General features: G+C 71.1%; 27 protein-coding genes. 19 read left to right on the top strand and 8 right to left on the bottom strand.

All coding sequences use genetic code 11. The features are described from left to right. Positions 1–510 precede the first annotated feature (510 nt). The 6 genes from OHA17_RS29600 to OHA17_RS29575 are packed head-to-tail and all read left to right on the top strand — an operon-like array spanning position 511 to position 6,139. A complete protein-coding gene (locus tag OHA17_RS29600) occupies positions 511–2,106 on the top strand; it encodes a pyridoxal phosphate-dependent decarboxylase family protein (protein ID WP_406509081.1) in 1,596 nt (531 codons plus the stop codon). 26 nt (positions 2,107–2,132) lie between these two features. Then, positions 2,133–3,689: a hypothetical protein gene (locus tag OHA17_RS29595; RefSeq protein ID WP_406509080.1), complete on the top strand. Its 1,557-nt coding sequence runs from the start codon at positions 2,133–2,135 to the stop codon at positions 3,687–3,689. Positions 3,690–3,732: 43 nt separating this feature from the next. Next, positions 3,733–4,215 (top strand): hypothetical protein, encoded by a 483-nt coding sequence (locus tag OHA17_RS29590; RefSeq protein ID WP_406509079.1) that lies wholly within the window; start codon positions 3,733–3,735, stop codon positions 4,213–4,215. Positions 4,216–4,273: 58 nt separating this feature from the next. Next, positions 4,274–5,074, top strand: coding sequence for a hypothetical protein (locus OHA17_RS29585; RefSeq protein ID WP_406509078.1), 801 nt, complete (start codon positions 4,274–4,276; stop codon positions 5,072–5,074). A gap of 49 nt (positions 5,075–5,123) precedes the next feature. Beyond that, positions 5,124–5,561: a hypothetical protein gene (locus tag OHA17_RS29580; RefSeq protein WP_406509077.1), complete on the top strand. Its 438-nt coding sequence runs from the start codon at positions 5,124–5,126 to the stop codon at positions 5,559–5,561. 23 nt (positions 5,562–5,584) lie between these two features. Further along, positions 5,585–6,139 carry a hypothetical protein gene (locus tag OHA17_RS29575; RefSeq protein ID WP_159047883.1) on the top strand — a complete coding sequence of 185 codons (555 nt, stop codon included), beginning with the start codon at positions 5,585–5,587 and terminating at the stop codon, positions 6,137–6,139. A gap of 87 nt (positions 6,140–6,226) precedes the next feature. On the opposite strand, the gene OHA17_RS29570 is transcribed toward OHA17_RS29575, so the two are convergent. The 3 genes from OHA17_RS29570 to OHA17_RS29560 all read right to left on the bottom strand — a co-directional run bounded on the left by OHA17_RS29570 (position 6,227) and on the right by OHA17_RS29560 (position 8,897). Then, on the bottom strand, positions 6,227–7,372 hold the full coding sequence (locus OHA17_RS29570) for a sensor histidine kinase (protein WP_406509076.1): 1,146 nt from the start codon (positions 7,370–7,372) through the stop codon (positions 6,227–6,229). A gap of 7 nt (positions 7,373–7,379) precedes the next feature. Continuing rightward, positions 7,380–8,033: a response regulator gene (locus tag OHA17_RS29565; RefSeq protein WP_406509075.1), complete on the bottom strand. Its 654-nt coding sequence runs from the start codon at positions 8,031–8,033 to the stop codon at positions 7,380–7,382. A gap of 78 nt (positions 8,034–8,111) precedes the next feature. Beyond that, a complete protein-coding gene (locus OHA17_RS29560; RefSeq protein ID WP_406510840.1) occupies positions 8,112–8,897 on the bottom strand; it encodes a S1 family peptidase in 786 nt (261 codons plus the stop codon). A 216-nt stretch (positions 8,898–9,113) separates the two neighbouring features. On the opposite strand from OHA17_RS29560, the gene OHA17_RS29555 reads away from it, so the two are divergent. From OHA17_RS29555 to OHA17_RS29525, 7 genes are all read left to right on the top strand, one after another. Then, positions 9,114–10,007 (top strand): hypothetical protein, encoded by an 894-nt coding sequence (locus tag OHA17_RS29555; protein WP_406509074.1) that lies wholly within the window; start codon positions 9,114–9,116, stop codon positions 10,005–10,007. A gap of 353 nt (positions 10,008–10,360) precedes the next feature. After that, a complete protein-coding gene (locus OHA17_RS29550; RefSeq protein WP_406509073.1) occupies positions 10,361–11,572 on the top strand; it encodes an ABC transporter substrate-binding protein in 1,212 nt (403 codons plus the stop codon). 7 nt (positions 11,573–11,579) lie between these two features. Beyond that, on the top strand, positions 11,580–12,476 hold the full coding sequence (locus OHA17_RS29545; RefSeq protein ID WP_406509072.1) for an ABC transporter permease: 897 nt from the start codon (positions 11,580–11,582) through the stop codon (positions 12,474–12,476). Continuing rightward, entirely contained in the window at positions 12,464–13,306 is an 843-nt protein-coding gene (locus tag OHA17_RS29540; protein WP_406509071.1) for an ABC transporter permease, read from the top strand. The genes OHA17_RS29545 and OHA17_RS29540 overlap by 13 nt, the downstream gene beginning before the upstream one ends. Next, positions 13,306–14,379: an ABC transporter ATP-binding protein gene (locus OHA17_RS29535; RefSeq protein WP_406509070.1), complete on the top strand. Its 1,074-nt coding sequence runs from the start codon at positions 13,306–13,308 to the stop codon at positions 14,377–14,379. Before OHA17_RS29540 ends, OHA17_RS29535 begins: the two co-directional genes overlap by 1 nt. Beyond that, positions 14,376–15,023, top strand: a complete 648-nt coding sequence (locus OHA17_RS29530; protein ID WP_063802044.1) for an HAD family phosphatase — start codon at positions 14,376–14,378, stop codon at positions 15,021–15,023. Before OHA17_RS29535 ends, OHA17_RS29530 begins: the two co-directional genes overlap by 4 nt. An 11-nt stretch (positions 15,024–15,034) precedes the next feature. Then, complete coding sequence (locus OHA17_RS29525) at positions 15,035–15,787, top strand: GntR family transcriptional regulator (RefSeq protein WP_406509069.1); 753 nt, start codon at positions 15,035–15,037, stop codon at positions 15,785–15,787. A 189-nt stretch (positions 15,788–15,976) separates the two neighbouring features. On the opposite strand, the gene OHA17_RS29520 is transcribed toward OHA17_RS29525, so the two are convergent. Together OHA17_RS29520 and OHA17_RS29515 are read right to left on the bottom strand one after the other, a co-directional pair. Further along, the gene (locus tag OHA17_RS29520) at positions 15,977–16,450 is read right to left on the bottom strand and encodes a hypothetical protein (protein WP_406509068.1); all 474 of its coding nucleotides are present in this window, start codon (positions 16,448–16,450) and stop codon (positions 15,977–15,979) included. Between the two features lie 10 nt (positions 16,451–16,460). Next, a complete protein-coding gene (locus OHA17_RS29515; protein ID WP_406509067.1) occupies positions 16,461–17,618 on the bottom strand; it encodes a helix-turn-helix domain-containing protein in 1,158 nt (385 codons plus the stop codon). A 325-nt stretch (positions 17,619–17,943) separates the two neighbouring features. On the opposite strand from OHA17_RS29515, the gene OHA17_RS29510 reads away from it, so the two are divergent. Genes OHA17_RS29510 through OHA17_RS29500 form a run of 3 tightly spaced genes read left to right on the top strand, consistent with a single transcriptional unit; the run spans position 17,944 to position 18,505 of the window. Next, a complete protein-coding gene (locus tag OHA17_RS29510) occupies positions 17,944–18,096 on the top strand; it encodes a hypothetical protein (protein WP_406509066.1) in 153 nt (50 codons plus the stop codon). Beyond that, positions 18,093–18,326 (top strand): hypothetical protein, encoded by a 234-nt coding sequence (locus tag OHA17_RS29505; protein ID WP_406509065.1) that lies wholly within the window; start codon positions 18,093–18,095, stop codon positions 18,324–18,326. Before OHA17_RS29510 ends, OHA17_RS29505 begins: the two co-directional genes overlap by 4 nt. Continuing rightward, positions 18,323–18,505 (top strand): hypothetical protein, encoded by a 183-nt coding sequence (locus OHA17_RS29500; protein WP_406509064.1) that lies wholly within the window; start codon positions 18,323–18,325, stop codon positions 18,503–18,505. The genes OHA17_RS29505 and OHA17_RS29500 overlap by 4 nt, the downstream gene beginning before the upstream one ends. A 161-nt stretch (positions 18,506–18,666) precedes the next feature. Here OHA17_RS29500 and OHA17_RS29495 read toward each other — a convergent pair whose 3' ends face one another. The 3 genes from OHA17_RS29495 to OHA17_RS29485 all read right to left on the bottom strand — a co-directional run bounded on the left by OHA17_RS29495 (position 18,667) and on the right by OHA17_RS29485 (position 20,932). Then, positions 18,667–19,089, bottom strand: coding sequence for a ribonuclease domain-containing protein (locus tag OHA17_RS29495; protein WP_406509063.1), 423 nt, complete (start codon positions 19,087–19,089; stop codon positions 18,667–18,669). Between the two features lie 142 nt (positions 19,090–19,231). Then, positions 19,232–20,146: an SDR family oxidoreductase gene (locus tag OHA17_RS29490; protein ID WP_406509062.1), complete on the bottom strand. Its 915-nt coding sequence runs from the start codon at positions 20,144–20,146 to the stop codon at positions 19,232–19,234. Positions 20,147–20,158: 12 nt separating this feature from the next. Next, positions 20,159–20,932: an SDR family oxidoreductase gene (locus OHA17_RS29485; RefSeq protein WP_406509061.1), complete on the bottom strand. Its 774-nt coding sequence runs from the start codon at positions 20,930–20,932 to the stop codon at positions 20,159–20,161. Positions 20,933–21,000: 68 nt separating this feature from the next. On the opposite strand from OHA17_RS29485, the gene OHA17_RS29480 reads away from it, so the two are divergent. The 3 genes from OHA17_RS29480 to OHA17_RS29470 are packed head-to-tail and all read left to right on the top strand — an operon-like array spanning position 21,001 to position 23,362. Beyond that, the gene (locus tag OHA17_RS29480) at positions 21,001–21,780 is read left to right on the top strand and encodes an enoyl-CoA hydratase family protein (protein WP_406509060.1); all 780 of its coding nucleotides are present in this window, start codon (positions 21,001–21,003) and stop codon (positions 21,778–21,780) included. Continuing rightward, the gene (locus OHA17_RS29475) at positions 21,777–22,619 is read left to right on the top strand and encodes a CoA transferase subunit A (protein ID WP_406509059.1); all 843 of its coding nucleotides are present in this window, start codon (positions 21,777–21,779) and stop codon (positions 22,617–22,619) included. Before OHA17_RS29480 ends, OHA17_RS29475 begins: the two co-directional genes overlap by 4 nt. Continuing rightward, positions 22,616–23,362, top strand: a complete 747-nt coding sequence (locus OHA17_RS29470) for a CoA-transferase subunit beta (RefSeq protein ID WP_398876760.1) — start codon at positions 22,616–22,618, stop codon at positions 23,360–23,362. Before OHA17_RS29475 ends, OHA17_RS29470 begins: the two co-directional genes overlap by 4 nt. Positions 23,363–23,370: the final 8 nt, after the last annotated feature.

Genomic DNA, 23,370 nt, shown 5'->3' with positions numbered 1-23,370 from the left:
TGGCGCGGAGTTCATGACCGCCGTACTGACAGGTATCACAGAACGGGGACATCGGGCCGTGCCGGCCTCTTCACCACGCGTCTCTTCGCTGCGCGTCTCTTCACTACGAGCCCGCTCACGACGAACAGATGCGGGCGGGGCCACATTCCACGGAACCCTGACGAGGGCGGCCCTGGCCTGCGAGCATGACGAGTGAGTGAACTTCCGGCTCCGTAAGCGTTCATGAGAAATTCGCCGGGATGTCGGCGGCCATTTCGTTGACACGTGCCGCCCCGTGCGGGAGCGGCCCGGATTAATTCCTTCCCGCGGTTGCGCCGATCTTTTCTTCCCTCCCTGCGTGCCATGGCGGACGCGGGCCCGCGTCAACCCTGCTGGCCGTTCCGCGCCCAGGGCCACCATCGCGCCTCGACCAGGTGTGCCGGGCCCTTTCCCCGGACCTTTCCCGATTGCCTCGGCAGCCTCTGGACACCGCCATGCCCGGACGCGCCACATTCTTCAGAGGAGATCCCGTTGACGGAATACCGGTCGGAGAACCCTTTCGGTGTGCGGCACGACGGCACGGAGCCGTTCTCCGCCCAGGCGGGGGCCGCTGCCTCGCCGCCTCAAGCGACAGGAACGCTCGAAAGTGGCTTATTACTGGAGGCGTTCGACGCCCAGCTTTTCCGTGAACAGTCCGAGACGGTCGTCGCCAAGCTGGAGAAACACCTGGCCGACCTCTCGATCAGGGGGCTCGACCTGACCGACCCCGCGATCCTCATCGACGCGGCCAGGGCCCTGATGACCACGGAAAGCGAACAGATCGCGGCGTTCGACGAGAACAAGCTGGCCGCGATCGTCGACCTGTACATCAAGACCGGGATCCAGGTGCATTCGCCCGGATACATGGGGCGCCAGTTCTCGGGTGTCGTGCCGCTGTCCGGGGTCATCGACTTCGTGAGCTCGGTCGTCAACCAGCCGTCCTCGTTCTACGAGGCCGCCCAACTCCCCAACGTGGCCGAGCGGATCATGGCCGAGGAGCTGAACGCCTTCATCGGCTGGGCCCCGGACAGCTTCGCGATGGTGACCACCTCCGGGGGCTCGCTCGCCAACCTCACCGCGCTGCTCTCGGCCCGCAACAAGGCCTTCCCCGGATACTGGTCGCAGGGCGGGTCGGGTCTTCCGGGGCAGCTCAGGCCCGCCATCGCGGTCGGCGACGACGTCCACTACAGCGTGGCGCGGGCGGCCGGGGTGATGGGCATCGGCGACGCCCAGATCGTGCGGCTCCCGCTGAACGAGCAGCACCAGATCTGTGTGGAGCGGGCCCGCCCGGTCTTGGACGCGGCCGAGCGGCGCGGCCTGAAGGTGTTCTGCCTGGTCGCCTCGGCGGGCACCACGCCGGTCGGCGCCTTCGACCCGCTGGACGAACTCGCGGGTCTGGCCCGCGAGCGGGACCTGTGGCTGCACGTCGACGGCGCGCACGGCGCGAGCCTGCTGGTGTCGGACGAACTGCGGCACAAGCTGCGGGGCGTCGAGCAGGTGGATTCCCTGACCTGGGACGCGCACAAAATGATGTTCACGCCCGCGCCGTGCACGCTGCTGTTCTACCGGAAAAAGGAGAACAGCCTCGGCGCGTTCCGCCAGCAGGCGAGTTACGTGTTCGACGAGGAGCCGGACATCTATACCGCGCTCGACAGCGGCGAGAAGAACTTCGAATGCACCAAGCGCCCGATGATCATGCCGCTCTGGACGTTGTGGGCCATCCACGGAAGGGCCCTGTTCGCCCAGAAGATCGAGTATCTGTGCCGCCTGACGGGAGACGTCCACCGGATACTCGAAGGCGAGCCGGACTTCGAGACCCTGCACCGTCCCGAAGCCAACATCCTGTGCTTCCGCTATCGCCCCGCGGGGCTCCATGAGGCCGATGTGCACGACTTCCAGGTGGAGATCAGGAACCGGATCAAATTCGAGGGCAACTTCTTCATCTCCAAGGTGAACGTGGGTGAAGTCGCCGCCCTGCGCGTGGTCATGATGAACCATCAGGTCACCTCCGAGCACTTCCGCATGCTGCTCGGCGAAATCCGGCGGGTCGGCCAGGACCTGCTCCGCCAGGCACAGCAAAGCCGGTAAGGACCACCGACGAAAAGGGGTCGTCCATGAGTTCAGTGCACGAGCCGCAGGCCCGGGTGGCGCCCGGGGATGCCGGAGAGCTGGCGGGCTGGCTCATCCCGGACTGGGAGGTGAAACCGGATTCCGTGGCGGCCGTGCCGCATCTCGCCTCGTTCGCGAGCAAGATCCGCGAATGCGAACGGGTCTGCCAGAGCCCGTACAGCGAGATGGCGCACGACGTCCAGGACGCGTTGACGCTGCGCCGGCTTCAGCAAATGGTCAACACGACGCTGCTGAATCCGCTGTGGCGGGACCGGCTCACCGAAGCCGGGGTCACCGGCGCTCCGGCGACGTTCGAGGAATGGCAGCGCATTCCGCTGTCCGACAAGGACACCCAGCGCGACTTCTTCATGGGCGACCGGCCCGGCATGGTCGTCCCGCTCGGCCACGGCGGATTCGAAATAGTGGCGAGCGGCGGCACCAGCGGCGGACGCCCGCTCGAAATCGTGTATTCCCTGCGCGAGTTGCGGGACACGTACGAGATCGCCGGCCATTTCATGGGCACCTATCAGCTCGGCGAATACCTGCGGGGCGCCGACCCCAAGTGGCTGTACACCACGCTGGCCGACTACCAGATGTGGAGCAGCGGCACCATGGTGGGCGGTGTCCTGCAGAACGTGCCGGGCGTCAACTACATCGGGGCGGGTCCGGTCACCGCCGGGGTCCTTGAGCACATGTTCTCCTACCCGGGGCCCAAGGCGCTGATGGGCATCACCGCGGGCATCGCGATCCTCAGCGAGCTGGGCGCGGGCATGAGCCGTGAGGCCCGGGACAGCTTCCGGGTCGCCCTGTACGGCAGCGGGGTGCTGGCCCAGCGCAAGCGGGCCGAGCTCCAGGCGGTCTACCCGAACCTGGTGATCCTCAGCTACTTCGCGGCGACCCAGGCCGAGACCATCGGGCTCCAACTGCGTGCCGAATCACCGTACTTGGCGTCCGTGCCGGGCCTGCACCTGGTCGAGATCGTGGACGAGCGGGGGCGCTGGGTCGGCGAGGGCGAGGAGGGCGAGCTGGTCGTCACCCGGCTGCACGCCCACGAGGCGCCGCTGCTCCGCCTCAAGCTGGGCGACCGGATGATCCGGCGGCCCCGCCTGGACGGGCCCGGCCTGAAGACCCAGCAGTTCGAGTTCGCCGGGCGCACCGGTGACGTCCTGCACCTGGCCGACAGCCAGTACTCGGCGGCCCGCGCCTACGACGCGCTGCGCGAGGAGCTGCGGACGGCGACCGCGGTGGACCTGGACGAGGTGGCGCACGAGGTGCAGTTCGTCAACCACCGCGAGGGGCGGACGATCACGCTGGTCGCCTCGGTGGACGACGTACCGGGCCTGACCTACCGGATGGACACCACGCTCGGCCCGTACGGGCTGCAGAGCGTGTTCGTCAACGCGGTGCCGCGCGCGCTTTCGCTGTTCAACCAGGGCGAGGCGAACCCGCTGTCGGTCGAGAAGACCGGCTACCGGTTCCACCTCAAGTTCGTCCCCCACGCGTCGCCGGAGATCGAGCGGACGGCCGTGGGCAAGGTGCCGCTGGTGCGGGACCGGGGTTGACGACACGCACGCGCATCGGCAGGACACGAGAACAGGAGTGAGGATGAACCCGAAGGTCAACATCGTCGTGGTCGTGGACGTCATCGGAGCGCTCTCGGACGGCACCCTGCGCAACGGGAACCTCTGCATGATCGACGACGGTTCGTTGCAGAGCACCGGCCAGGGAACCCCCGAGCTGGTCACGGTCGTCAAGCCCGGCCAGGTCGTCACCTGGTCCGCGCTGGCCGTCGACCTCCAGACCCCGGTCGAGATCAAGAGCATCACCTTCCTCGGCCCGGACGCCGACGGCGGGCACGAGGACGGGCAGGCGCCCCCCGCCGCGCGGGCCCCCGAGCACCGGGCCCCCGTAGAGCACGGCCACAACGGGCACACCGAGGAGCGGCACAACCCCGAGCTGGATGCGTGGAGCGGCGTGGTGCCCTACCTGGCGCCGGGCGTGGCCCACCAGTACCGGCTCGAAGTGCAGATGTACGAGGGCGAGTTCAGCACGCTGCACATCGAGTCGCCCGCGCTGATGTGTCTGTAGCCGGCAGCCGACGAGCGGAACCCCCCAACGGGAAACGAGAGACGAGGAAGGTGGGCTCATGCCCCAGCAGCTAGCGGTCATCGTGCTCGTGGACGTCGGCAACGCGCTGGAGTCCCAGACCCTGGACGGCAACACGTACCTGTTCGACAACATGAAGTTGCAGGGCTCGGAGAACCAGGGCACCGGCGACCTGGTGACCGCGATCAACGGCTCGTACTGGAGCGACGGTTCGCAGGCCAGCGAGCAGGTCCTCAACTGGCTGCCCTACAGCCTGGGTTCGATCCCGCCGACGGTGCCGCGGGGCTACGAGGCCGAGCGGGCGCGGCAGACCGACGAGCAGGCGCTGGCCGAGCTGGACGACCTGGCGGTGAAGTCGAGTGCGGCCGGGGTGGACGCGGCGGCCGAGCTGATCCGGATCCGGCAGACCGCGGGCCGGCGGGTGAAGACGACGCGGCGCACCCGGGGCCGCCTTTCGGGCCAGAAGGTCCTGGACGTCACGGGCAAGGTGGTGTCCAACGGCTCTACGGGGGCGCACAGTTACCCCGCGCCCGTGATCACCGACATCTACGGCCAGGCCGTCGACGAGAAGGTCATCTATCCCGCCGAGTACGGCTCGCCCGACCTGGTGACCGACGGCTGGTACTGGTCGGCGACGGTCGACACGTCCCGGCCGGGCACCTACGCGTACACGATGCGGATCCAGTTGCACCGGCTCGTGCAGCAGGGCGGCGAGTCGCTGTGGGAGCCGGTGAACCTGACGTGCGAGTCGCGGATCAGGATCGTCACCGAGCCCAAGCGGAACGCCTTCACCAAGGCGGGGCTCGGTCTGCTGCCCGTCCCGCCGCGCCCGTTCTCGTAGCGGCGCCTGCTCGCAGGACCCCTGACCCAGCCAGAACGAGGAGGAGCAGATGACCACGAAACCGAGGCTGCGGGAGACCGGGACCGGCGCCAAGCGGCCGATCTCGATCACCGCGGTGGTGGACTGCGTGGGGGCGCTCGCCTCCCACAGCGTGCACGGCCACCTGTATCTGTACGACACCAACAAGGCGGGCGGCTCGACCGGGTTCGGCACCGAGGAGCTGCGGACGAAGGTCAAGCGCGGCGACCAGCTGCTGTGGAACGTGCTCGCGCTGGAGTGCGAGGCGTTCGTCAGCATCGACGACATCGTGATCGACAAGGACGTGATCGAGCCGGAGCGGAAGATCTATCCGGGTACCGATGTCGCGTACTGGATCGGGACGGTGAAGAAGGACGACGTCCAGTCCGTGCCGTACCAGATCAGGTTCAGGGTGGGCACGAGCACCGATCCCATCACGACCACTCTGTCGCCGGCCCTGTTCGGCTGACCGGCGTGCCCGAAGGAGGAGCGTTGAGTACGAGTACGCGCACCAGCGAGGTGGAGAAGCAGAACCCGGGTCAGCTGAACTCCGTGCAGCTCAATGTCGTGACGCTCGTGAACATGGGGCGGGCGGCGGCGACGGGTTCGCTGAAGGACTCCATGTACATGATGGACAACAGCGTGGGCGGCACCGGGCAGGGCACCCACCGCCTTGAGACGGTCTGCAAGCAGGGCCAGGTCCTGAACTGGATCATCCGGCCGGTCGACATGGAGAAGCGCCCCGACGGCACCTGGCCGCCGATGCCGAAGATCAGCAGCCTGGTCTTCCTCGACACCGAGCGGGGGGACGAGGAGGACGTCATCGAGCGGAAGATCTGTACGGAGCTGAAGATCTACGGGATGCCGGACCGGATGCGCGACCCGTTCACGCCGGTCTACTACTACTGGGCGGGCACGATCCTGAGCACCACGCGGCCGGGCGTGTACCGCTATCGCCTGGTGGTGGAGCTGGAGCAGGACGGCAAGAAGGAGAAGTTGTACCTGAACACCGTGGAGCACCCCTCGATCCGGGTCCTCGCGGTGTGACCAGCGGGTCCTGAGCCGCCCCGGCCGCCTCCGCATCGGTGGCCGGGGCCGGGGCGCGTCCGGCGGACGGGATCCGGCGGGCGCGCCCTACTCCTCTTCGAGGGGCAGGACCGCGGTGACCTGCCAGCCGCCTTCGGGGGTGGGGCCCGCGGCGAGGTCGCCGCCCATCGCGGTGACCCGTTCGGTCAGGCCCGCAAGTCCGAAGCCGCCGCCGCGGGCCTGTTCGGCGAGGGTGGCCGCGCTGGACCCGTCGTCACTGACGCGCACTTCGAGGCGGCCGCGGGTGGTGCGGATGCCGATGCGTACGGCCGTGGCGTCGGCCGCGTGTTTGCGTACGTTGGTCAGGGATTCGCGCACCACCCGGTGGGCGAGGGCGGCGGCGTCGCCGGGCAGGTGTTCCTCCAGGCCGGTCTCGATGTACAGGACGGCCGGGGGTCCGGCGCGGGAGAAGCGGGCGGCGAGCTCGCGGACCTGGGCGAGGCCGGCCACCGGCTCGGTCTCCGCGTCGCCCTCGCGCAGCACCCGCACCAGGCGCCGCATCGCGCCGAGCGCCTCGCCGCCCGCCTCCTCGATGCGGGCGAAGGACTCGGCGGCGCGTTCACCGGAGACGGCGGTGAAGCGGGCGGCCTGGGCCTGGACGACGATGCCGGTGACGTGGTGGGCGACCAAGTCGTGGAGTTCGCGGGCGAGTTCGATGCGCTCGGCGGTGCGTACCGCCTCCAGGTCGCGGACGCGCTGGCCCGACTGGGCGCGCAGGAGCAGCGAGTAGGCGCTGACGACGACGGCGAGGACGGTGAACAGGAGGGTGAACCGGCCGGGTTGTGCGTCGCGTACCGGCGCCGCCACGCAGCCGAGGCCGAGCACCGGGCCGAGGACGGCGGCGGTGCGGGCGGGCGCGTACAGGAGCACCGAGGAGAGCAGTACCAGGAGGGCGATGGCCTCGCCCATGCCCCAGACGATCTCGGGGCGGCCGGTGAAGAGCAGGGCGGTCGCGGTCCAGCTGACGACGGCCGCGGTCCAGGCGCGCGGGACGAGCGGGATCCTCGTCCAGGGCACCGCGCAGACGCACACCACGATCCCGGCGCTCCACACGATGGCGTGCGGCCGGGTGGGCTGGCGGGCCAGGGCCACGCCTTCGTAGGTGACGAGGGCGACGAGGACGGCGGCGAGCAGGGGCCGGGCGGTGGCCGCGACGCGCGGATGGTGGCCGAGCCAGCGGCGTACGGGGCTCACGGGCGCGTCACGCGGCGCTCGTGGCGAGTCCGCTCTCCCAGGCCCAGGCGGCGATCTCCACGCGGTTGCGGGCGCCGAGTTTGCCCTGGACGTTGGCGAGGTGGGTCTTCACGGTGGACAGGGAGACGTACAGCTCGCGCGCGATCTCGGCGTTGGTGGCGCCGCGGGCGAGGCAGCGCACGACGTCGCGTTCGCGTTCGGTGAGCGGCTCGGACGGTTTGCGTACGCCTTCGGCGGGGCGGGCCGAGGCGAGTTCCTTCAACAGCCGCACGGTGATCGCGGGTGAGACGAGCGAGTCCCCGGCGGCCGCGGCGCGCACCGCTTCGACGAGCATTTCGGGGCTGGCGTCCTTGAGGAGGAAGCCGGAGGCGCCGCCGTGCAGGGCCGCGTGGACGTATTCGTCGAGGTCGAAGGTGGTGCAGATGACGATGCGGGGGCGGTCTCGGCCGGAGAGGCGGCGGGTGACTTCGAGGCCGTCGAGGCCGGGCATCCGGATGTCGAGGAGCAGCACGTCCGGCTGGAGGCGCTCGACGGCTTCGAGGGCGGCGTGCCCGTCGACGACGTCGGCGAGGACCTCGATGTCGTCCCTGCTCTCCAGGATCATGCGGAAGCCGGTACGGACCATTTCCTGGTCGTCCGCGATGACCACTGTGATCGACATGCCCCTATATGAGCAGGTTCGGCCGGACGCCCGCAAATTCGGGGCGCCCGGCCGGGCCGGGGTCAGGGGCTCTGCGCGCTACAGCGTCGAGGCGGCCTGGGCGATCGCGGTGGCGAAGGTCGAGACCTCGGAGTAGACGCCGGGGTAGCCGGGCTCGGCGCAGCCGTTGCCCCAGCTGACTATGCCGACCTGGATCCAGGCGCCCGCGTCGTCCTTGCGGAACATGGGGCCGCCGGAGTCGCCCTGGCAGGTGTCGACGCCGCCCTTGGCGACGTAGCCGGCGCAGATCTCGTCGCCGGGTGTGAGGTCGCTGCCGTAGGCCTTCGTGCAGTCGGCGTCGGAGACGAAGGGGACGGTCGCCTTGCGGAGGTAGCGCTGCTGTCCGCCGCCTTCGCTGGTCGCTCCCCAGCCGGCGATGGTGAAGGTGCCGCTGTTGTACGCGGTGCTGGTGGCGATCTTGAGGGTGGGCTGGTTGATGGGCTTGGCCAGCTTGATCAGCGCCCAGTCCTTGCCCTTGCCGTTGTAGCCGGGGGCCTGCAGGACCTTGGTGGACTTCACCTTGATCGCGCTTGAGCTCTGCAGGTCGACGACGCCGCCGGTGGCGGTGATGGAGGTGTTGGCGCCGCTGCCGTCGACGCAGTGGGCGGCGGTGAGGACGACCTGCTGGGTGTACAGGGCGCCGCCGCAGCCCATGGAGAGCCGGACCATGAACGGGAACTCGCCCTGGGCGGCCTGCGTCCCGCCGACGACGGGCCGGGGCGAGGCGGGCGAGGCGGGCGAGGCGAAGGCGTCGGTGGCGGGCAGGCTGAACGCGGCGGCGAGGACGGCCGTCACGGCCAGACATCTGCGCAGGACTCGCATCATCTTCTTCAACTGACTGCCTCTCGTGGGGGGTTGGCTGTCATACGCACGAACGGGCACCCCGTTCTGTCATGGGCGCGTCAATGCGTTGCGGGGATTATGCGGAAGCCTCCGCGCCGCTCACAAGGGCCACTTTCCGGCCAGCGCCCGGACGGGGCCGCCACCGCCCGGCGCCCTTACAGTGGAATCCGGTCCGCGGTTCGGAACGGGGGTGGCAGCGTGGGCACGTCGAGCCCGGTCGTCCACGGCTATCCGCACCTCGCCACGGTGCGCGCGGCCATCACGGCGCTGCACAAGCGGCTGTCCCGGCACGGGCTCCAGGGGTACGCGACCAGCGTGCTCCCCGCCGATGCGGCCTTCGCCGACCACGACGACCTGCACCTGGGCGCCCAGCGGGTGGCCCGCGCTCTCGTCCAGCACCTGCACCTTCCCGACGCCCGGATGATCGTGGGCTTCCGCGAGATGCAGCACGCGGCGAGCGTCGAACTGGCCGCGGGGCCCGAGTACTTCATCGAGCTGAACGACCGGTTCCGCAGCCACCGCCGGGACATCGGGGCGGCGCTCGCCCACGAGATCACCCACGTGCTGCTCCACCGCCTGGACCTGACGTTCCCGGGCACCCGCGACAACGAGATCCTCACCGACACCGCGACCACGTACCTGGGTGCGGGCTGGCTGCTGCTCGACGCGTTCCGCGAGGACGGGGTGTCCAGCCAGAAGCTGGGCTATCTGACCCCGGAGGAGTTCGGGTACGTCCTCGCCAAGCGGGCCGAACTGTTCGGCGAGGACCCCTCGCCCTGGTTCACCAGCCCGCAGGCGTACCCCGCGTACACGGCGGGCGCGGCGCAGGCACGCCGGGACGGGCAGCAGCCTCCGCTCGTCGCGGCGGGCTGGACGGGGCGGCGGCGCTACGCGAAGGACCGGCGGTACGCCTCTGAGCACGGGGGTGCCTGGGCGGAGCCCGGCTCCCCCTACTCCTTCGAGCCCGCCCCGGACGGCCTGCGGGTGCGCTTCGCCTGCCCGACGTGCTGCCAGCGGATCCGGGTGCCGGTACGGGGGCGGGTCCGGGCGCGGTGCGGGTTGTGCGGGGCGGCGCTGGAGTGCGACACGTAGCGCTCCGCGGGGGTGGGGGTATTCGAGTGCGGGCCCGTCGAAGGGCTTCGCGCCCACGCGGCGGAGCCGCAAATGTCACAGCCCCGCGCCCCTAGCAGCGTCGATCCTGGCAGGTCGAGCATGTTCAGCCCGTCCGGCGTTTGAGGACGAGCGCCCTTCAGGCGCGAACGGGGTCTGGGGCGGAGCCCCAGAAGCACCTTCACCCCCGGAGGGTTTCGGGAAGGGGTGGGCTGGGGCTCCCGGGGTCTGGGGCGGAGCCCCAGGGTGGCTGAAAGGTGGTGACCGGATCCGCCCGCCAACCGCATCGCGCACTTCGCCCCGCGTTCACCGCAGGGACACCCGCCACCCGCGTAATGGAGTTGTCTGTACAACAGTTGTCCGTACAACTTGGAGCTCCCGTGATCGCCCCCCGCATACGCACCGCAGGCCTCGCCGTGACCCTGGCCGCCTCCGCGTTCGCCCTCGCCGCCTGCGGCGCCAAGTCCGACGCCTCGACCAGCGCGGCCGACGGCGGCAAGGGCGGCAAGAGCCCCGCGGCCGCCACCTCCGCGAAGGACGCGGGCGGCATGGACGCGCTGATCGCCGCCGCGAAGAAGGAGGGCACGCTCAACGCGATCGCCATCCCGCGCGACTGGGCGAACTACGGCGCGCTCATCGACGGCTTCACGAAGAAGTACGGCATCAAGGTGTCCGTCGAGAACCCGGACGGCACCAGCGCGGACGAGATCAACGCGGTCAAGACCCGCAAGGGCCAGGACCGCGCCCCCGACGTCCTCGACCTCGGCGCCTCCTTCGCCCAGTCCGCGGGCGACCAGGGCCTGACCGCCCCGTACAAGGTCGAGGGCTTCGACAAGATCCCCGCGGCGCAGAAGGACGCGCAGGGCCGCTGGTTCAACGACTACGGCGGCTACGTCTCGATCGGCTGCGACGCCAAGCGCGTCAAGGTGTGCCCGACCACGTTCGCGGACCTGCTGAAGCCCGAGTACAAGGGGCAGGTCGCGCTCAACGGCAACCCCACCAAGTCCGGTTCGGCGTTCGCCGGGGTGTACGCGGCGTCGCTGGCCAACGGCGGTTCGCTCGACAACATCCAGCCCGGCCTGGACTTCTTCGCCAAGCTGAAGAAGGCCGGCAACTACAACCCGGTGGAGTCGACCCCGGCCACCGTCGAGAAGGGCGAGACGCCCATCTCCATCGACTGGGACTACCTGAACGCCGGCTACGCCGACCAGTTCAAGGGCAAGGGCCTCGACTGGAAGACCGCGGTCCCCACCGACGGCGTCTACGCCCAGTACTACTCGCAGGCCGTCAACAAGGACGCCCCGCACCCGGCGGCCGCCCGCCTGTGGCAGGAGTACCTGTACTCCACCGAGGGCCAGAACCTGTGGCTGAAGGGGTACGCCCGCCCGGCGCTCATGCCCGCCATGGACAAGGACGGCACGCTCGACAAGGCCGCGGCCGCCAAGCTCCCGCAGGTCGCCGGCACCCCCACCTTCCCCACCGAGGCGCAGAACACCCAGGCGAAGACGGTCCTCGCCAATGGCTGGGCCAAGGCGATCTCGGGCTGATCACTCCATGACCCTCACCACTACCACCTCAACTCCGGCCGCTGTCACGGCAGTTGAGCGACCGACGCAGCGCCGGGGCCGCAGGCGCCCCGGCGCCTGGCTCGCCGCGGTTCCGCTGCTCGCCTTCGTCGCGTTCGCCTTCGGCGTCCCGGCCCTCGCCATGCTGAACGGCGCGCTGTCCGTCAACGGCTCGTACGGGCTCGGCAACATGAGCCAGTCCGTGCACGGCGCGTACTGGACGGCCCTGCTCGGCAGCGTGAAGCTCGCGGCCACCACCGCCGCCATCGCCGCCGTGCTCGGCCTGCTGCTCGCGCAGGCCGTCGTCACCTCGCGCGGCAAGGCGCTGCGCGAGGCCGTGCTCACCGCGTCCGGGGTGCTCGCCAACTTCGGCGGCGTGCCGCTCGCCTTCGCCTTCGTCGCCACCCTCGGCAACGCGGGCGTCCTCACCACCAAGCTGGGCCTGGCCGAGCACGGCTGGAGCCTCTACAGCTTCTGGGGCCTGGCCCTGACCTACCTGTACTTCCTCGTCCCTCTGATGGTGCTCACCGTGGCACCGGCCCTGGACGGCCTTCGCCCGCAGTGGCGCGAGGCGGCTCAGAGCAGCGGCGCGAACGCCTGGCAGTACTGGCGCCATGTCGGTGTCCCGGTGCTGCTTCCCACCCTGCTCGGCGGCTTCGTCCTGCTGTTCGGCAGCGCGTTCGCCGCGTACGCCACGGCCGCCTCGATGGTGGGCAGTTCGGTGCCGCTGGTCACGATGCAGATCGCGGACGCCCTGTCGGGCAACGTGCTGGTCGGCCAGGAGAACGTGGCGCTCGCGCTCAGCCTCGACATGGTGATCGTCGCCCTGCTTGTGATGGCCGTGCACCTGCCGCTTCAGCGAAGGAGCGCCCGATGGCTCGCCTGACGTATCCCCTGCGCCCGTGGCGCGGCGCGGTCCTGCTGGTCGCGGGCACCTACTTCCTGGTGCCGCTGCTCGCCTCCCTCGTGTTCACCGTGGACGTGCCCGGGCAGGGCCTCACCCTCTCCTCGTACACGCAGATCTTCGGCGCCGACGGGTTCACCGCGGCCCTGCTCAGGTCGGTCGGGCTCGCCCTGTGCACGGTCGCGCTCGCTCTCCTCCTGACGCTGCCGGCCACGCTCGCGGTGCGCCTGTCCGGTTCGGGGCGGCTGCGGGCGGTGCTCGAAGTGGTGTGCACGCTGCCCCTTGTGGTGCCGCCGGTGGCGCTGGTCGCGGGCCTGGGCACGGTCCTCAAATGGGGCCCGGACCATCTCGCCACGACCCCGCTGTACCAGACGTTCGTCGCGGTCCAGAACCCGTCGTTCCCGCTGGTCCTGGTGTTCGCGTACGTCGTGATGGCGCTGCCGTTCGTGTACCGCTCGCTGGACGCGGGGCTGCGGGCCGTCGATGTGCGCACCCTGGTGGAGGCCGCCCGCGATCTGGGCGCGTCCTGGCCGCGGGCGCTGTTCGCGGTCGTGCTGCCCAATCTGCGCACCGCGATCCTGAACGCCTCGTTCCTGGCACTGGCCCTGGTGCTCGGCGAGTTCACCGTGGCCTCGCTGCTCGGGTTCCAGCCGTTCGCGGTGTGGATCGTGCAGGCCTCGGGCGACAACGCCCAGCTGTCGGTGGCGGTCTCGCTGCTCAGCCTGCTGCTCACATGGGGGCTGCTCCTGGTCGTGACCGGCCTCGCCCGCACCCGCGGCACCCGCAAGTCTCGTAAGAAGGAAGCCGTCTGATGACCACCGCACCGCCGCGCACCGGCACCGGCACCGGCACCGGCACCGGCACCGCCCTCACGATCCGGGGCCTTCGCCGCACCTTCGGGTCCGCCGTGGCCCTCGACGGGCTCGACCTCGATGTCGCGCCGGGTGAACTCCTGGCACTGCTCGGCCCCTCGGGCTGCGGCAAGACCACCGCGCTCCGGGTCCTCGCGGGCTTCGAGCGGCCCGACGCGGGCGAGGTGCTGCTCGACGGCGAGGACATCGTGCCGGTGCCGGCCAACCGGCGCGACACCGGCATGGTCTTCCAGTCGTACAGCCTCTTCCCGCATCTGAGCGCGGCCGACAACGTGGCCTTCGGCATGAAGATGCGCAAGGTCCCGGCGCCCCAACGCCGGGCCCGCGCGGCCGAGTTGATGGAACTGGTCGGCCTGCCCGAGCACGGCGACCGCTTCCCGCACCAGCTCTCCGGCGGGCAGCAGCAGCGCGTGGCGCTCGCCCGCGCGCTCGCCCTCCAGCCAAGGCTGCTGCTCCTGGACGAGCCGCTCTCGGCCCTGGACGCCAAGGTCCGCGTCCAGCTGCGCGAGGAGATCCGGCGCCTCCAGCTGGAGCTCGGCATCACCACCGTGTTCGTCACCCACGACCAGGAGGAGGCCCTCTCCATGGCCGACAAGGTCGCGGTGATGCGCGGCGGGCGGCTCGAACAGTGCGCGGCCCCGGCCGAGTTGTACGACCGTCCGGCGACCGCGTTCGTGGCGGCGTTCGTCGGGACGATGAACCGCATCCCGGGCAGGCTCACCTCCGACGGCCTCGCCGAGGTGCTGGGCGTACGCCTGCCGGTGGACGGACCGGCGACGGGCTCGGTGTTCCTGCTGCGCCCCGAAGCCCTGGAGGTGACGGAGGGCGGCCCCGACACGGTGACGGGCTGCTCCTTCCACGGCGCGAGCACCCGCCTGACCGTGCGGCTCGCGGACGCCACCGTGGTCAAGGCCGACCTGCCCTCGCACGCCGCCGGCTCCTTCGGCGCGGGCGCGAGCGTCACCGTACGGCCGCAGCAGCGTCCCGTGCTCGCGGCCGGTGAGGCGGCGTGAGCGGGCTGCGGGCGGTCCTGTTCGACATGGACGGCACCCTCGTCGACACCGAGGAGGCCTGGGTCGAGGTCGTGGAGAAGGTCGCGGCCCGCTACGGGCACGCGCTGGTGGGCGAGGAGCGCCGCTCGGTGTACGGCCGCTCGGTGGAGGACACGGCTGAGCTCCTGTACGTGTCGCTGGGCGCCCGGCGCGAGGAGCTGGCCGCCGAACTGGGGTCGGACTTCACGGCGCGCCTGGCGGACGGCGCCGAGCCGCGACCGGGCGCACTCCAACTCCTGCGCGCATTGCGGGAGTCGGGGGTCCTGACGGCACTGGTGTCGGCATCGCCGAGCGCGATCGTACGCAGAGTCGCGACGTCACTCGACGGCCACCGCTTCGACGCGGTGTACGGGGCCGAGGACACCGAGCGCACCAAGCCCGCGCCCGACCCGTACCTGGCGGCGGCCGCGGCGCTCGGCGCGGACCCGGCGCGCTGCGTGGCGGTCGAGGACACCGCGACGGGCGTCGCGTCGGCGGAGGCCGCGGGGTGTGCGGTGCTCGCGGTGCCGTCGGTGGAGCCGATAGCGCCCGCCGCCGGCCGCACGGTGCTGACTAGTCTGGAGGAGGCGGACCTCACCTTGCTCCGCTCACTGATAGGCAGTTGAGGGGGCCCGGGGTGTCCAGCAAGTCGCCGCTCTACCGGAAAGTGGCCGGTGATCTGCGGACCGCCATCGCGGCGGGCGAGTACGGTTCGGGCGCACGGCTGCCCGCCGAGGACGAACTCGCCCGCCGCTACGGCGTGTCGAGAGGTACGGTCCGCCAGGCCCTGGCGTCGCTGCGCGCGGACGGCCTGGTGACCTCGCGCCGCGGCGCCCGCCGGGTGGTGCTCGGCGGGGCGGCCCGGTTGCAGAGCTTCGGGGAGCTGCGCTCGTTCGCCCGCTGGGCCCGCTCGCTCGGCGAGGAGCCGGGCGGCAGGACGGTGGCCGTCGACCCGGCCGAGGCGACGGAGGAGGAGGCCCACCACCTCCAACTCCCTTCCGGTACAAGGGTGTTCAGAGTCCGCCGGGTCCGCACCCTGTCGGGCGCGCCGGTGATGGTGGAGCGCTCGACGTACCCGGAGCGGATCGGCGAGCTGGTGGCCGCGATGGCCGTCGACGAGGTGTCGCACTCCCACCAACTGGAGCTGCACGGCGTCCTGTTCACGGACGCGCACCACACCATCGACGTGGTGCTCGCGGACGCGGACGACGCGCAGCTGCTCGACTGCCGCGCGGGCCACGCCCTGCTGCGCGAGCGCCGCCGCTCGACCGACCCGGCGGGCACCCCGGTGGAGTGGTCGGAGGACCGCTATCTGCCGGGGACGGTGGCGTTCACGGTCCACAACTCGACGGCGACGAGCGCGCTGGGGCGGCAGCTCGGGGAGGAGTGAGGCGGGGGTTTTCGGCGGGGTCCGCCCCCCGCCCCGGGAGGGGCGTTGGTCAATGGGTGGCCCGCGACCAAGCCGGAACTCATTGCGGGCGCACCTCGGAGCAGACGTCGATGAGGTCGCCTCAGGCGGTGTTGAGCCCCATGAGCGCGCGGAGTTCGACAGCTACCGTGTTCATGTCGCGGTCCCCCATCACCTGGTGGCGCCCTCCGGCCACAGCACGCGCACGGGAACGCCGTTGCGCTCGGCGTAGGCGACGACATCCGCTGTGCCGCCGTATCCCCACGCCGGTTTCCCGTCCCACACGGCGACCAGCTCGTCAGCGAGGCCGACGAGGACTTCCGAGCCGGCCATGTGCGCGTCGGCGTCGGAGTCGGTCATGCCGGTCTCGTGCACGTCGCTCGCGCGGGACATCAGCGCGTCGTACGTGGCGTGGTGCCACTCCGGCAGCTTCGCCCGGTACTCGGCGGCCGGGACGACGACCTCCAGGTGTCCGCCGGCGGACAGCGCGGCTTCGGCGAACCAGGCGTCGGGGCCGTCCGCGATGCACGAGACAGCCACCAGTTCCCCCGCGTCGTACCCGCTCACCGCCTCGGCCAGGAGCGCGCGCACCTGCACCTCGACGTCCGTACTCAGTCCGCGGTGACCAGTGATCCCCACCCGCATGCCTGTCCTCCTACAGATAGACACCGTGCAACCGGTCATCGAACTCGCGCACCACCTTGGACGGTGAACCGGTGGTCAGCAACCGGCGCACGAAGCGCGCCCTTTCCACGATCCGACCGGAACGGTAGCGGAGTCCCGTTTCCACGGCCCGGGTGGCGAGAGCGAACGCGGCGTCGACGCGTCCGGCGGCGAGGTGGCCGGCCGCAATGTCGAGGACCAGCAGGGCACGCTGTTTGTCGTGGCCGGTCGCGAGGGCGTCGGCGTCCTCGGACAGGACCCAGTCGGCGAGGCCGAGCCGGGCCCCGCAGGCGACGCGGGCGGCAGCAACCTTGGTCGGGGTGAACGTGAATACCCACGGCCACGGGGGGGCTTCCTCGGGCAGGTTCTCGGCGCCCGCGCGGGCCGCCGTCAGCGCCTTGTCTGCGGCGCGCCGGTCACCGGCAACGGCATGCGCGAGTGCCTCGACCGACGACAGCCACGCCTCGGCGACGGCCGGACGGCCCTCCCCGAGCACGCGCCGGGCCCGGCGCGTGTTGTTCAGGGCCTCGACACCGTTCCCGGCGTGCGCCTCGAACTGGGCGAGGCTTCCGGCCTGGTAGGCGGTCAGCAGCGGGTTGCCGGCCGACCGTGCCGCCTTGACCGCCGATCCGTACCAGGAGCGGGCCGACCCGTTGTCACCCATGTCCCACGCGAGCCACCCTGCGAAGCTGGCCGCCTCGCTGCCGACCGCCGCCAGACGGCCCCGCTCCGCGTCACCGGTCGTGGTGCTCGTGATGGTCTGGATCAGGCGCATGTGCGCGCGTACGGCCTCCGACAGGTCACGGCTGGGCGTGGCACCGTCGAGTTTGCGATACGCCGTGGTGGACAGCCGGAGCGCGGCCGCCCGCCCTCCGGCCGCTTCGGCCGAATCCGGGTGGATCGCCAGGACGGGGACTGCGGCAGCGGCCACTGCCCCACCGAGGAACTCGCGTCGATTCACGTCGTCACCATCGTTCTGTGGCCCCGACGGACGGCTACCGGCCAACCCCACCCATGCCGGCGGAATCTCCAGATGCGCCGCAACCGCCGCTAGGACGTCCGTGCTGTAAGCGCCGCGGCCCTTCTTCTCCAGACGGGAGACGGCGGACTGGCTCATGCCGAGGGCCTGGCCCAAGGCGGTCTGCGTCATCCGCCGGTCCTGCCGGACGAGTTCGATCACTCGCCCGTAGTCCCCGGCCCGGGAAGCATCCCGAACCGACCCCGTCTGGAAGTCCACGGCATACCCCCCACGCTAAGAGCCGACGCGGCTTGGAGCGCCTTCCCGTACCCGCCGAGCGCATATCCGTATGCGGGTGCCGCATGCGTGATGGTCTCACAGCGGTCAGTGATCGTTGACTGTGAGTTACCCCAACTAGGCGCTTCTCCAGGTCAGTTGGCTGCGTATCTCACTCCACACCCCAGCGTGTGGCGGGGTACGTGCCACTCCGTTCCGTCCCCGATCAGGTGAGGCCCCCATGCCCACACAGGAACACCAGGAGCAACAGGCGACGACCACCGAATCGGTGGAGCGCACGGAGCAGGCGATGGAGTACGCGCAGCGCACGGCGGCGAAGAAGATCGGGGAGTGGCCGCCCTGCGGGTGCCCGATCCACGGCGGCCGGCAGTGAGCGCGGATCTGGGCCTACTGCACGAGAGCCACCTCTGGCTCGGCCAGATCGTCACGGACACCGCGACCGAGCGGCACGGCGAACTCCGCGCCATCGCACCGGACTTGGCGGCGCAGCCGGTCGCATGGTTGCGGCCAGTGGGCGGTGGCCGGGAGTGGACGACAAGCCTGTACTGCCTCGCCGACCCGGAGCCGGTCACCCCGGGCATGGACCCGCCAGAGGGCCAGTGACCGGCGAGGACACGTCGTTCCCTGCCAGCCTCGACCGCTGGACCGACGCGGATTGGTCCGACTACCGGCAGCGCGTCAAGGACGGCGAGGGCTCGTGCGTCGCGATCGACGCGGTCAACCGCCACCTCCGGCGCACCGCGCAGAAGCAGACCGGCGCGAGGGCGGAGGCGTCCCAGTAAGAAGCGTCCCAATGAGGGGGCGGCACGCGGCCGAGGCCCATCCGAGCCACCCCCGCCCAGCCGCGGCGGCGCCATACGACGAGGCCCGCCCCACCCCCGGAAGGGGCGAGGCGGGCCTCGTCGTATGGCGGCTCCCGGTCAACTACCGGTCAACTCCCGGCTCAGCAGCCGAAGTCGACCAGACTGAACGTGGCGTAGTGGTCGGCGGTGTAGTAGTCCTCGTGGGTCTGCTCGCCCGTGATGATGCGGCGGGTGCCGCGCGTCGGCGCGCCCGGGGTGATCACGGTGTACTCGTGGTAGTAGCCGGTGCTCTGGCTCGGCAGCGCGTGCTCGCGGTTGTCGAAGACGATGCCGTCCCGGGGGTACGGGAACGGGCCGCCCTGGTCGATGAGGCTGATCGTGTCGTGCGCCTGGGACGGCAGCGCGGAGTAACAGACGTTGCCGACCGACTTCACGGACACGGAGGCGGAGGCGGCGGTGGCCGTGGGGGCGGCCGACGCGGTGCCGGCGACCGGCCCCGCGAGGAGAGCGGCGGCTACGGCGAAGGCGCCGCCGAGGGCTGCGAAACGTGGGGGGATTGTCATGTGCACCATGATGACGCGCGTAGAGCGGAGGCCGTCAACGCCAACACCGTTGATTTTTCTACCTGTTAACCCAAGCGGTCAGCTGCGTAATGAAAACGTCACGGGAGGTTAAGCCGGACGCAACCCAAGATCATCCGCTGCCCTACCGCGATCCGTACACCACCCCCGGAGTCTCCGCCTCCGCAAGGAGTTTCAGGGCCGCCTCGCCTGCCTCGCGCGGGGTCCAGCGGGCGCCCTTGTCGCTCGTCGGTCCCGGGCGCCAGCCCTCCATCACGGTGATGCGGCCCGCCTCCGCCTCGAAGACCCGGCCGGTGACGCCCTCGCTCGCGGCCGAGCCCAGCCACACCACGAGCGGCGAGACGTTGTCGGGGGCCATCGCGTCGAAGGCCCCCGGCTTCCCCGGCGCCGCCATCGCCTCCGCGAAGGTCCCCTCCGTCATCCGGGTGCGGGCCGCCGGGGCGATCGCGTTGACCTGGACTCCGTACCGGCCCATCTCGGCCGCCGCGACCAGGGTGAGCCCCACGATCCCGGCCTTCGCCGCGCTGTAGTTGCCCTGGCCCACTGATCCCAGAAGGCCCGCTCCGGAGCTGGTGTTGATCACCCGGGCCGCGACCTCGCGGCCCGCCTTCGCCTCGGCGCGCCAGTACGCGGCGGCGTGCTTCAGCGGCAGGAAGTGGCCCTTGAGGTGGACCCGCATGACCGCGTCCCAGTCGTCCTCCTCCAGGTTGACCAGCATCCGGTCGCGCAGGAACCCCGCGTTGTTGACCAGGGTGTGCAGCGCGCCGAACGCGTCCAGCGCCGTCGCGATCAGCGAGGCCGCGCCCCGGGTCGTCGCGATGTCGCCGCCGTGCGCCACCGCCTCGCCGCCCGCCGCCTGGATCTCGTCCACCACCGACTGGGCGGGGCCGGCCGAGCCGCCCTGCCCGTCGACGCCGACCCCGAGGTCGTTGACCACGACCCGCGCCCCCTGCCCGGCGAACGCCAGCGCGTGGGCGCGCCCGAGCCCCCGCCCCGCGCCGGTCACGATCACGATCCGGCCCTCGCACAAACCGCTCATCTTCCGTTCCCTTCAAGTGAGTTGATCACGCTGATTGACCGTGGCCGCCGCCAGGAACGCCGGGCGCTCCCCGCCGCCGTGGACAAGGAGCGACGCGCCGCTGATGTAGGACGCCTTCGCCGAGGCGAGGAAGACCGCGGCCGCCCCGACCTCCTCGGGCTCGGCGAGCCGGCCGAGCGGCACGGTCGCGCCCACCCGCGCGACGCCCTCCGCGTCGCCGTAGTGCAGCTCGCTCAGTTCCGTGCGGACCATCCCGAGCACCAGGGTGTTGACCCGGACCTCGGGCGCCCACTCCACCGCCATCGAGCGGGCGAGGCTCTCCAGGCCCGCCTTCGCGGCCCCGTACGCGGCCGACCCCGGCGAGGGCCGCCCCCCGCTCACGCTGCCGATCATCACGACCGAGCCGCGGGCCGCCCGCAGATACGGCCGGGCGGCGAGCGACGCGGTGAGCGGGGCCGTCAGATTCAGCTCGACGACCCGCGCGTGGCGTTCGGCCTCGCCCTCGTCGAGCAGCCGGTACGGGGTGCCGCCCGCGTTGTTGACCAGCGCGTCGAGGCGCCCGTAGTCGGCGGCGACCTCGGCGAAGAAGGCTCGTACGGCGTCGGGTTCCCGCAGGTCGAGCGGGCGGAACTCGGTTTTCCGGCCGCCGAGTTCGACGGGCTCGTCGGGCGGTCGGCGGGCGCACACGACCACGTCCGCGCCCGCTCCGAGGAACGCCTTCGCGATCCCCGCGCCCACGCCCCGGGTGCCACCGGTGACGACGACTGCCTTCCCGGCCAGCTCCATCCGCTGCTACCTTCCTGAGCTAACACCTGACCTAACAAATGTTTGGTGGAAAGGTAGCTGATCCGCCCATGGGTGTCTCCACCTCAAGCCCCGAGAAGGGGATTTGCCACGTCACGGTCGACTTCCCGCCCGTCAACGCCCTCCCCGTGCAGGGCTGGTACGACCTCGCCGACGCGGTCCGCGCGGCCGGGCGCGACCCCGAGAACCATTGCGTGGTGCTCGCCGCCGAGGGCCGCGGCTTCAACGCCGGGGTCGACATCAAGGAGATGCAGCGCGACCCCGGCCACACCGCCCTCATCGGCGCGAACCGGGGCTGTTACGAGGCCTTCGCCGCCGTGTACGAGTGCGAGGTGCCGGTCGTCGCGGCGGTCGGCGGGTTCTGCCTCGGCGGCGGCATCGGCCTGGCCGGCAACGCGGACGCGATCGTGGCGAGCGACGACGCCGTCTTCGGCCTGCCCGAACTGGACCGCGGCGCACTCGGCGCCGCCACCCACCTCGCCCGCCTGGTCCCGCAGCACCTCATGCGCGCGCTGTACTACACCTCGCGCACGGCGACGGCCCAGGAGCTGCACGCCCACGGCTCGGTGTGGAAGGTGGTCCCCCGCGATGAACTCCCGCATGCAGCACTGGAGTTGGCCCGGGAGATCGCCCGCAAGGACGGCACGCTGATCCGGCTCGCCAAGGCCGCCATCAACGGCATCGACCCGGTCGACATACGCCGCAGCTACCGCTTCGAGCAGGGCTTCACCTTCGAAGCCAACCTCAGCGGCGTCGCCGACCGCGTCCGCGACACCTTCGGAGCACCCGACACCTCCCGCGCACCGGCCACCGAGGAGGCCTCCCCGTGACGGACAAGACCATGACGCCCGAGGACGTCGTCGCGCGGCTGCGCAGCGGCATGACCATCGGCATCGGCGGCTGGGGCTCGCGTCGCAAACCGATGGCGCTGGTGCGCGCCCTGCTCCGCTCCCCTGTCACCGACCTCACGGTGATCTCGTACGGCGGCCCCGACGTCGGCCTGCTCGCCGCCACCGGGAGGATCCGCAAACTGGTCGCGCCCTTCGCCACGCTCGACTCGATCCCCCTGGAGCCGCACTTCCGCGCGGCCCGCCAGGCGGGCGCGTTCGAGCTGATGGAGGTCGACGAGGCGATGTTCATGTGGGGGCTGCACGCGGCCGCCAACCGGCTGCCGTTCCTGCCGGTCCGCGCGGGCATCGGCTCCGACGTGATGCGGGTCAACCCGGCGCTGCGTACGGTCACTTCACCGTACGAGGACGGCGAGACGTTCGTCGCGATGCCGGCCCTGCGCATGGACGCGGCGCTCGTCCACCTCAACCGCGCGGACCGGCTCGGCAACGGCCAGTACCTCGGACCCGACCCGTACTTCGACGACCTGTTCTGCGAGGCCGCCGACAGCGCGTACGTCTCCTGCGAGCGGATCGTGGACGGCTTCGGGGCCGCCGTGCCGCAGTCCCTGCTGGTCAAGCGGTATGCGGTGACCGGAGTCGTGGAGAGTCCGAACGGCGCGCACTTCACGTCCTGCGTCCCCGACTACGGCCGCGACGAGCCGTTCCAGAAGCTGTACGCGAGCACGCCCTGGCCCGAGTTCGCCGAGCGCTTCCTGTCCGGGCCCGACGAGAAGTCCTACCAGTCGGCCGTGCAGAGCTGGCACGAGGAGCAAAAATGACGACCAGCACCGTGCGTGTCAGCCGCGCCGAGTACTGCGTGATCGCCTGCGCCGAGGCCTGGCGCGACAACGGGGAGGTCCTGGCGAGCCCCATGGGTCTGATCCCGTCGGTCGGCGCGCGGCTCGCCCGGCGCACCTTCTCGCCCGACCTGCTGCTCACCGACGGCGAGGCGATGCTGGTCGGCCTCGACGGGGAGCCCGAGGGCTGGCTGCCGTACCGCCAGCACCTCGCGATGGTCACCGGCGGCCGGCGGCACGTCATGATGGGCGCGAGCCAGATCGACCGGTTCGGCAACCAGAACATCTCCTGCATCGGCGACTGGAAGCAGCCCGCCCGCCAGCTCCTCGGCGTACGCGGCGCACCGGTCAACACCCTTAATAATCCCGTGAGTTACTGGGTCCCGAAGCACTCGACCCGGGTCTTCGTGCCGAAGGTCGACCTGATCAGCGGGGTGGGCTACGACAGCGCGGCGGCCGCGGGCCCGTCCGCGACGCGCTACCACCGCATCCCGCGTGTCGTGAGCGACCTGGGCGTCTTCGACTTCGCGACGCCGGACCACTCGATGCGGGTGGTGTCGCTGCATCCGGGAGTGACGGTCGACCAGGTGCGGGAGGCGACGGCGTTCGACCTGTCCGGCCTCGACGAGCCTGCGTACACCCGCGCACCCACCCCCGAGGAACTCCGCCTCATCCGAGAGGTCATCGACCCGGACGACCTGCGCGACCGCGAGGTCAAGCCGTGACGACGCCC

The organism is Streptomyces sp. NBC_00212, from assembly GCF_045206365.1.
Lineage (GTDB): Bacteria > Actinomycetota > Actinomycetes > Streptomycetales > Streptomycetaceae > Streptomyces.
This window is presented reverse-complemented; position numbering and strand designations above follow the sequence as displayed.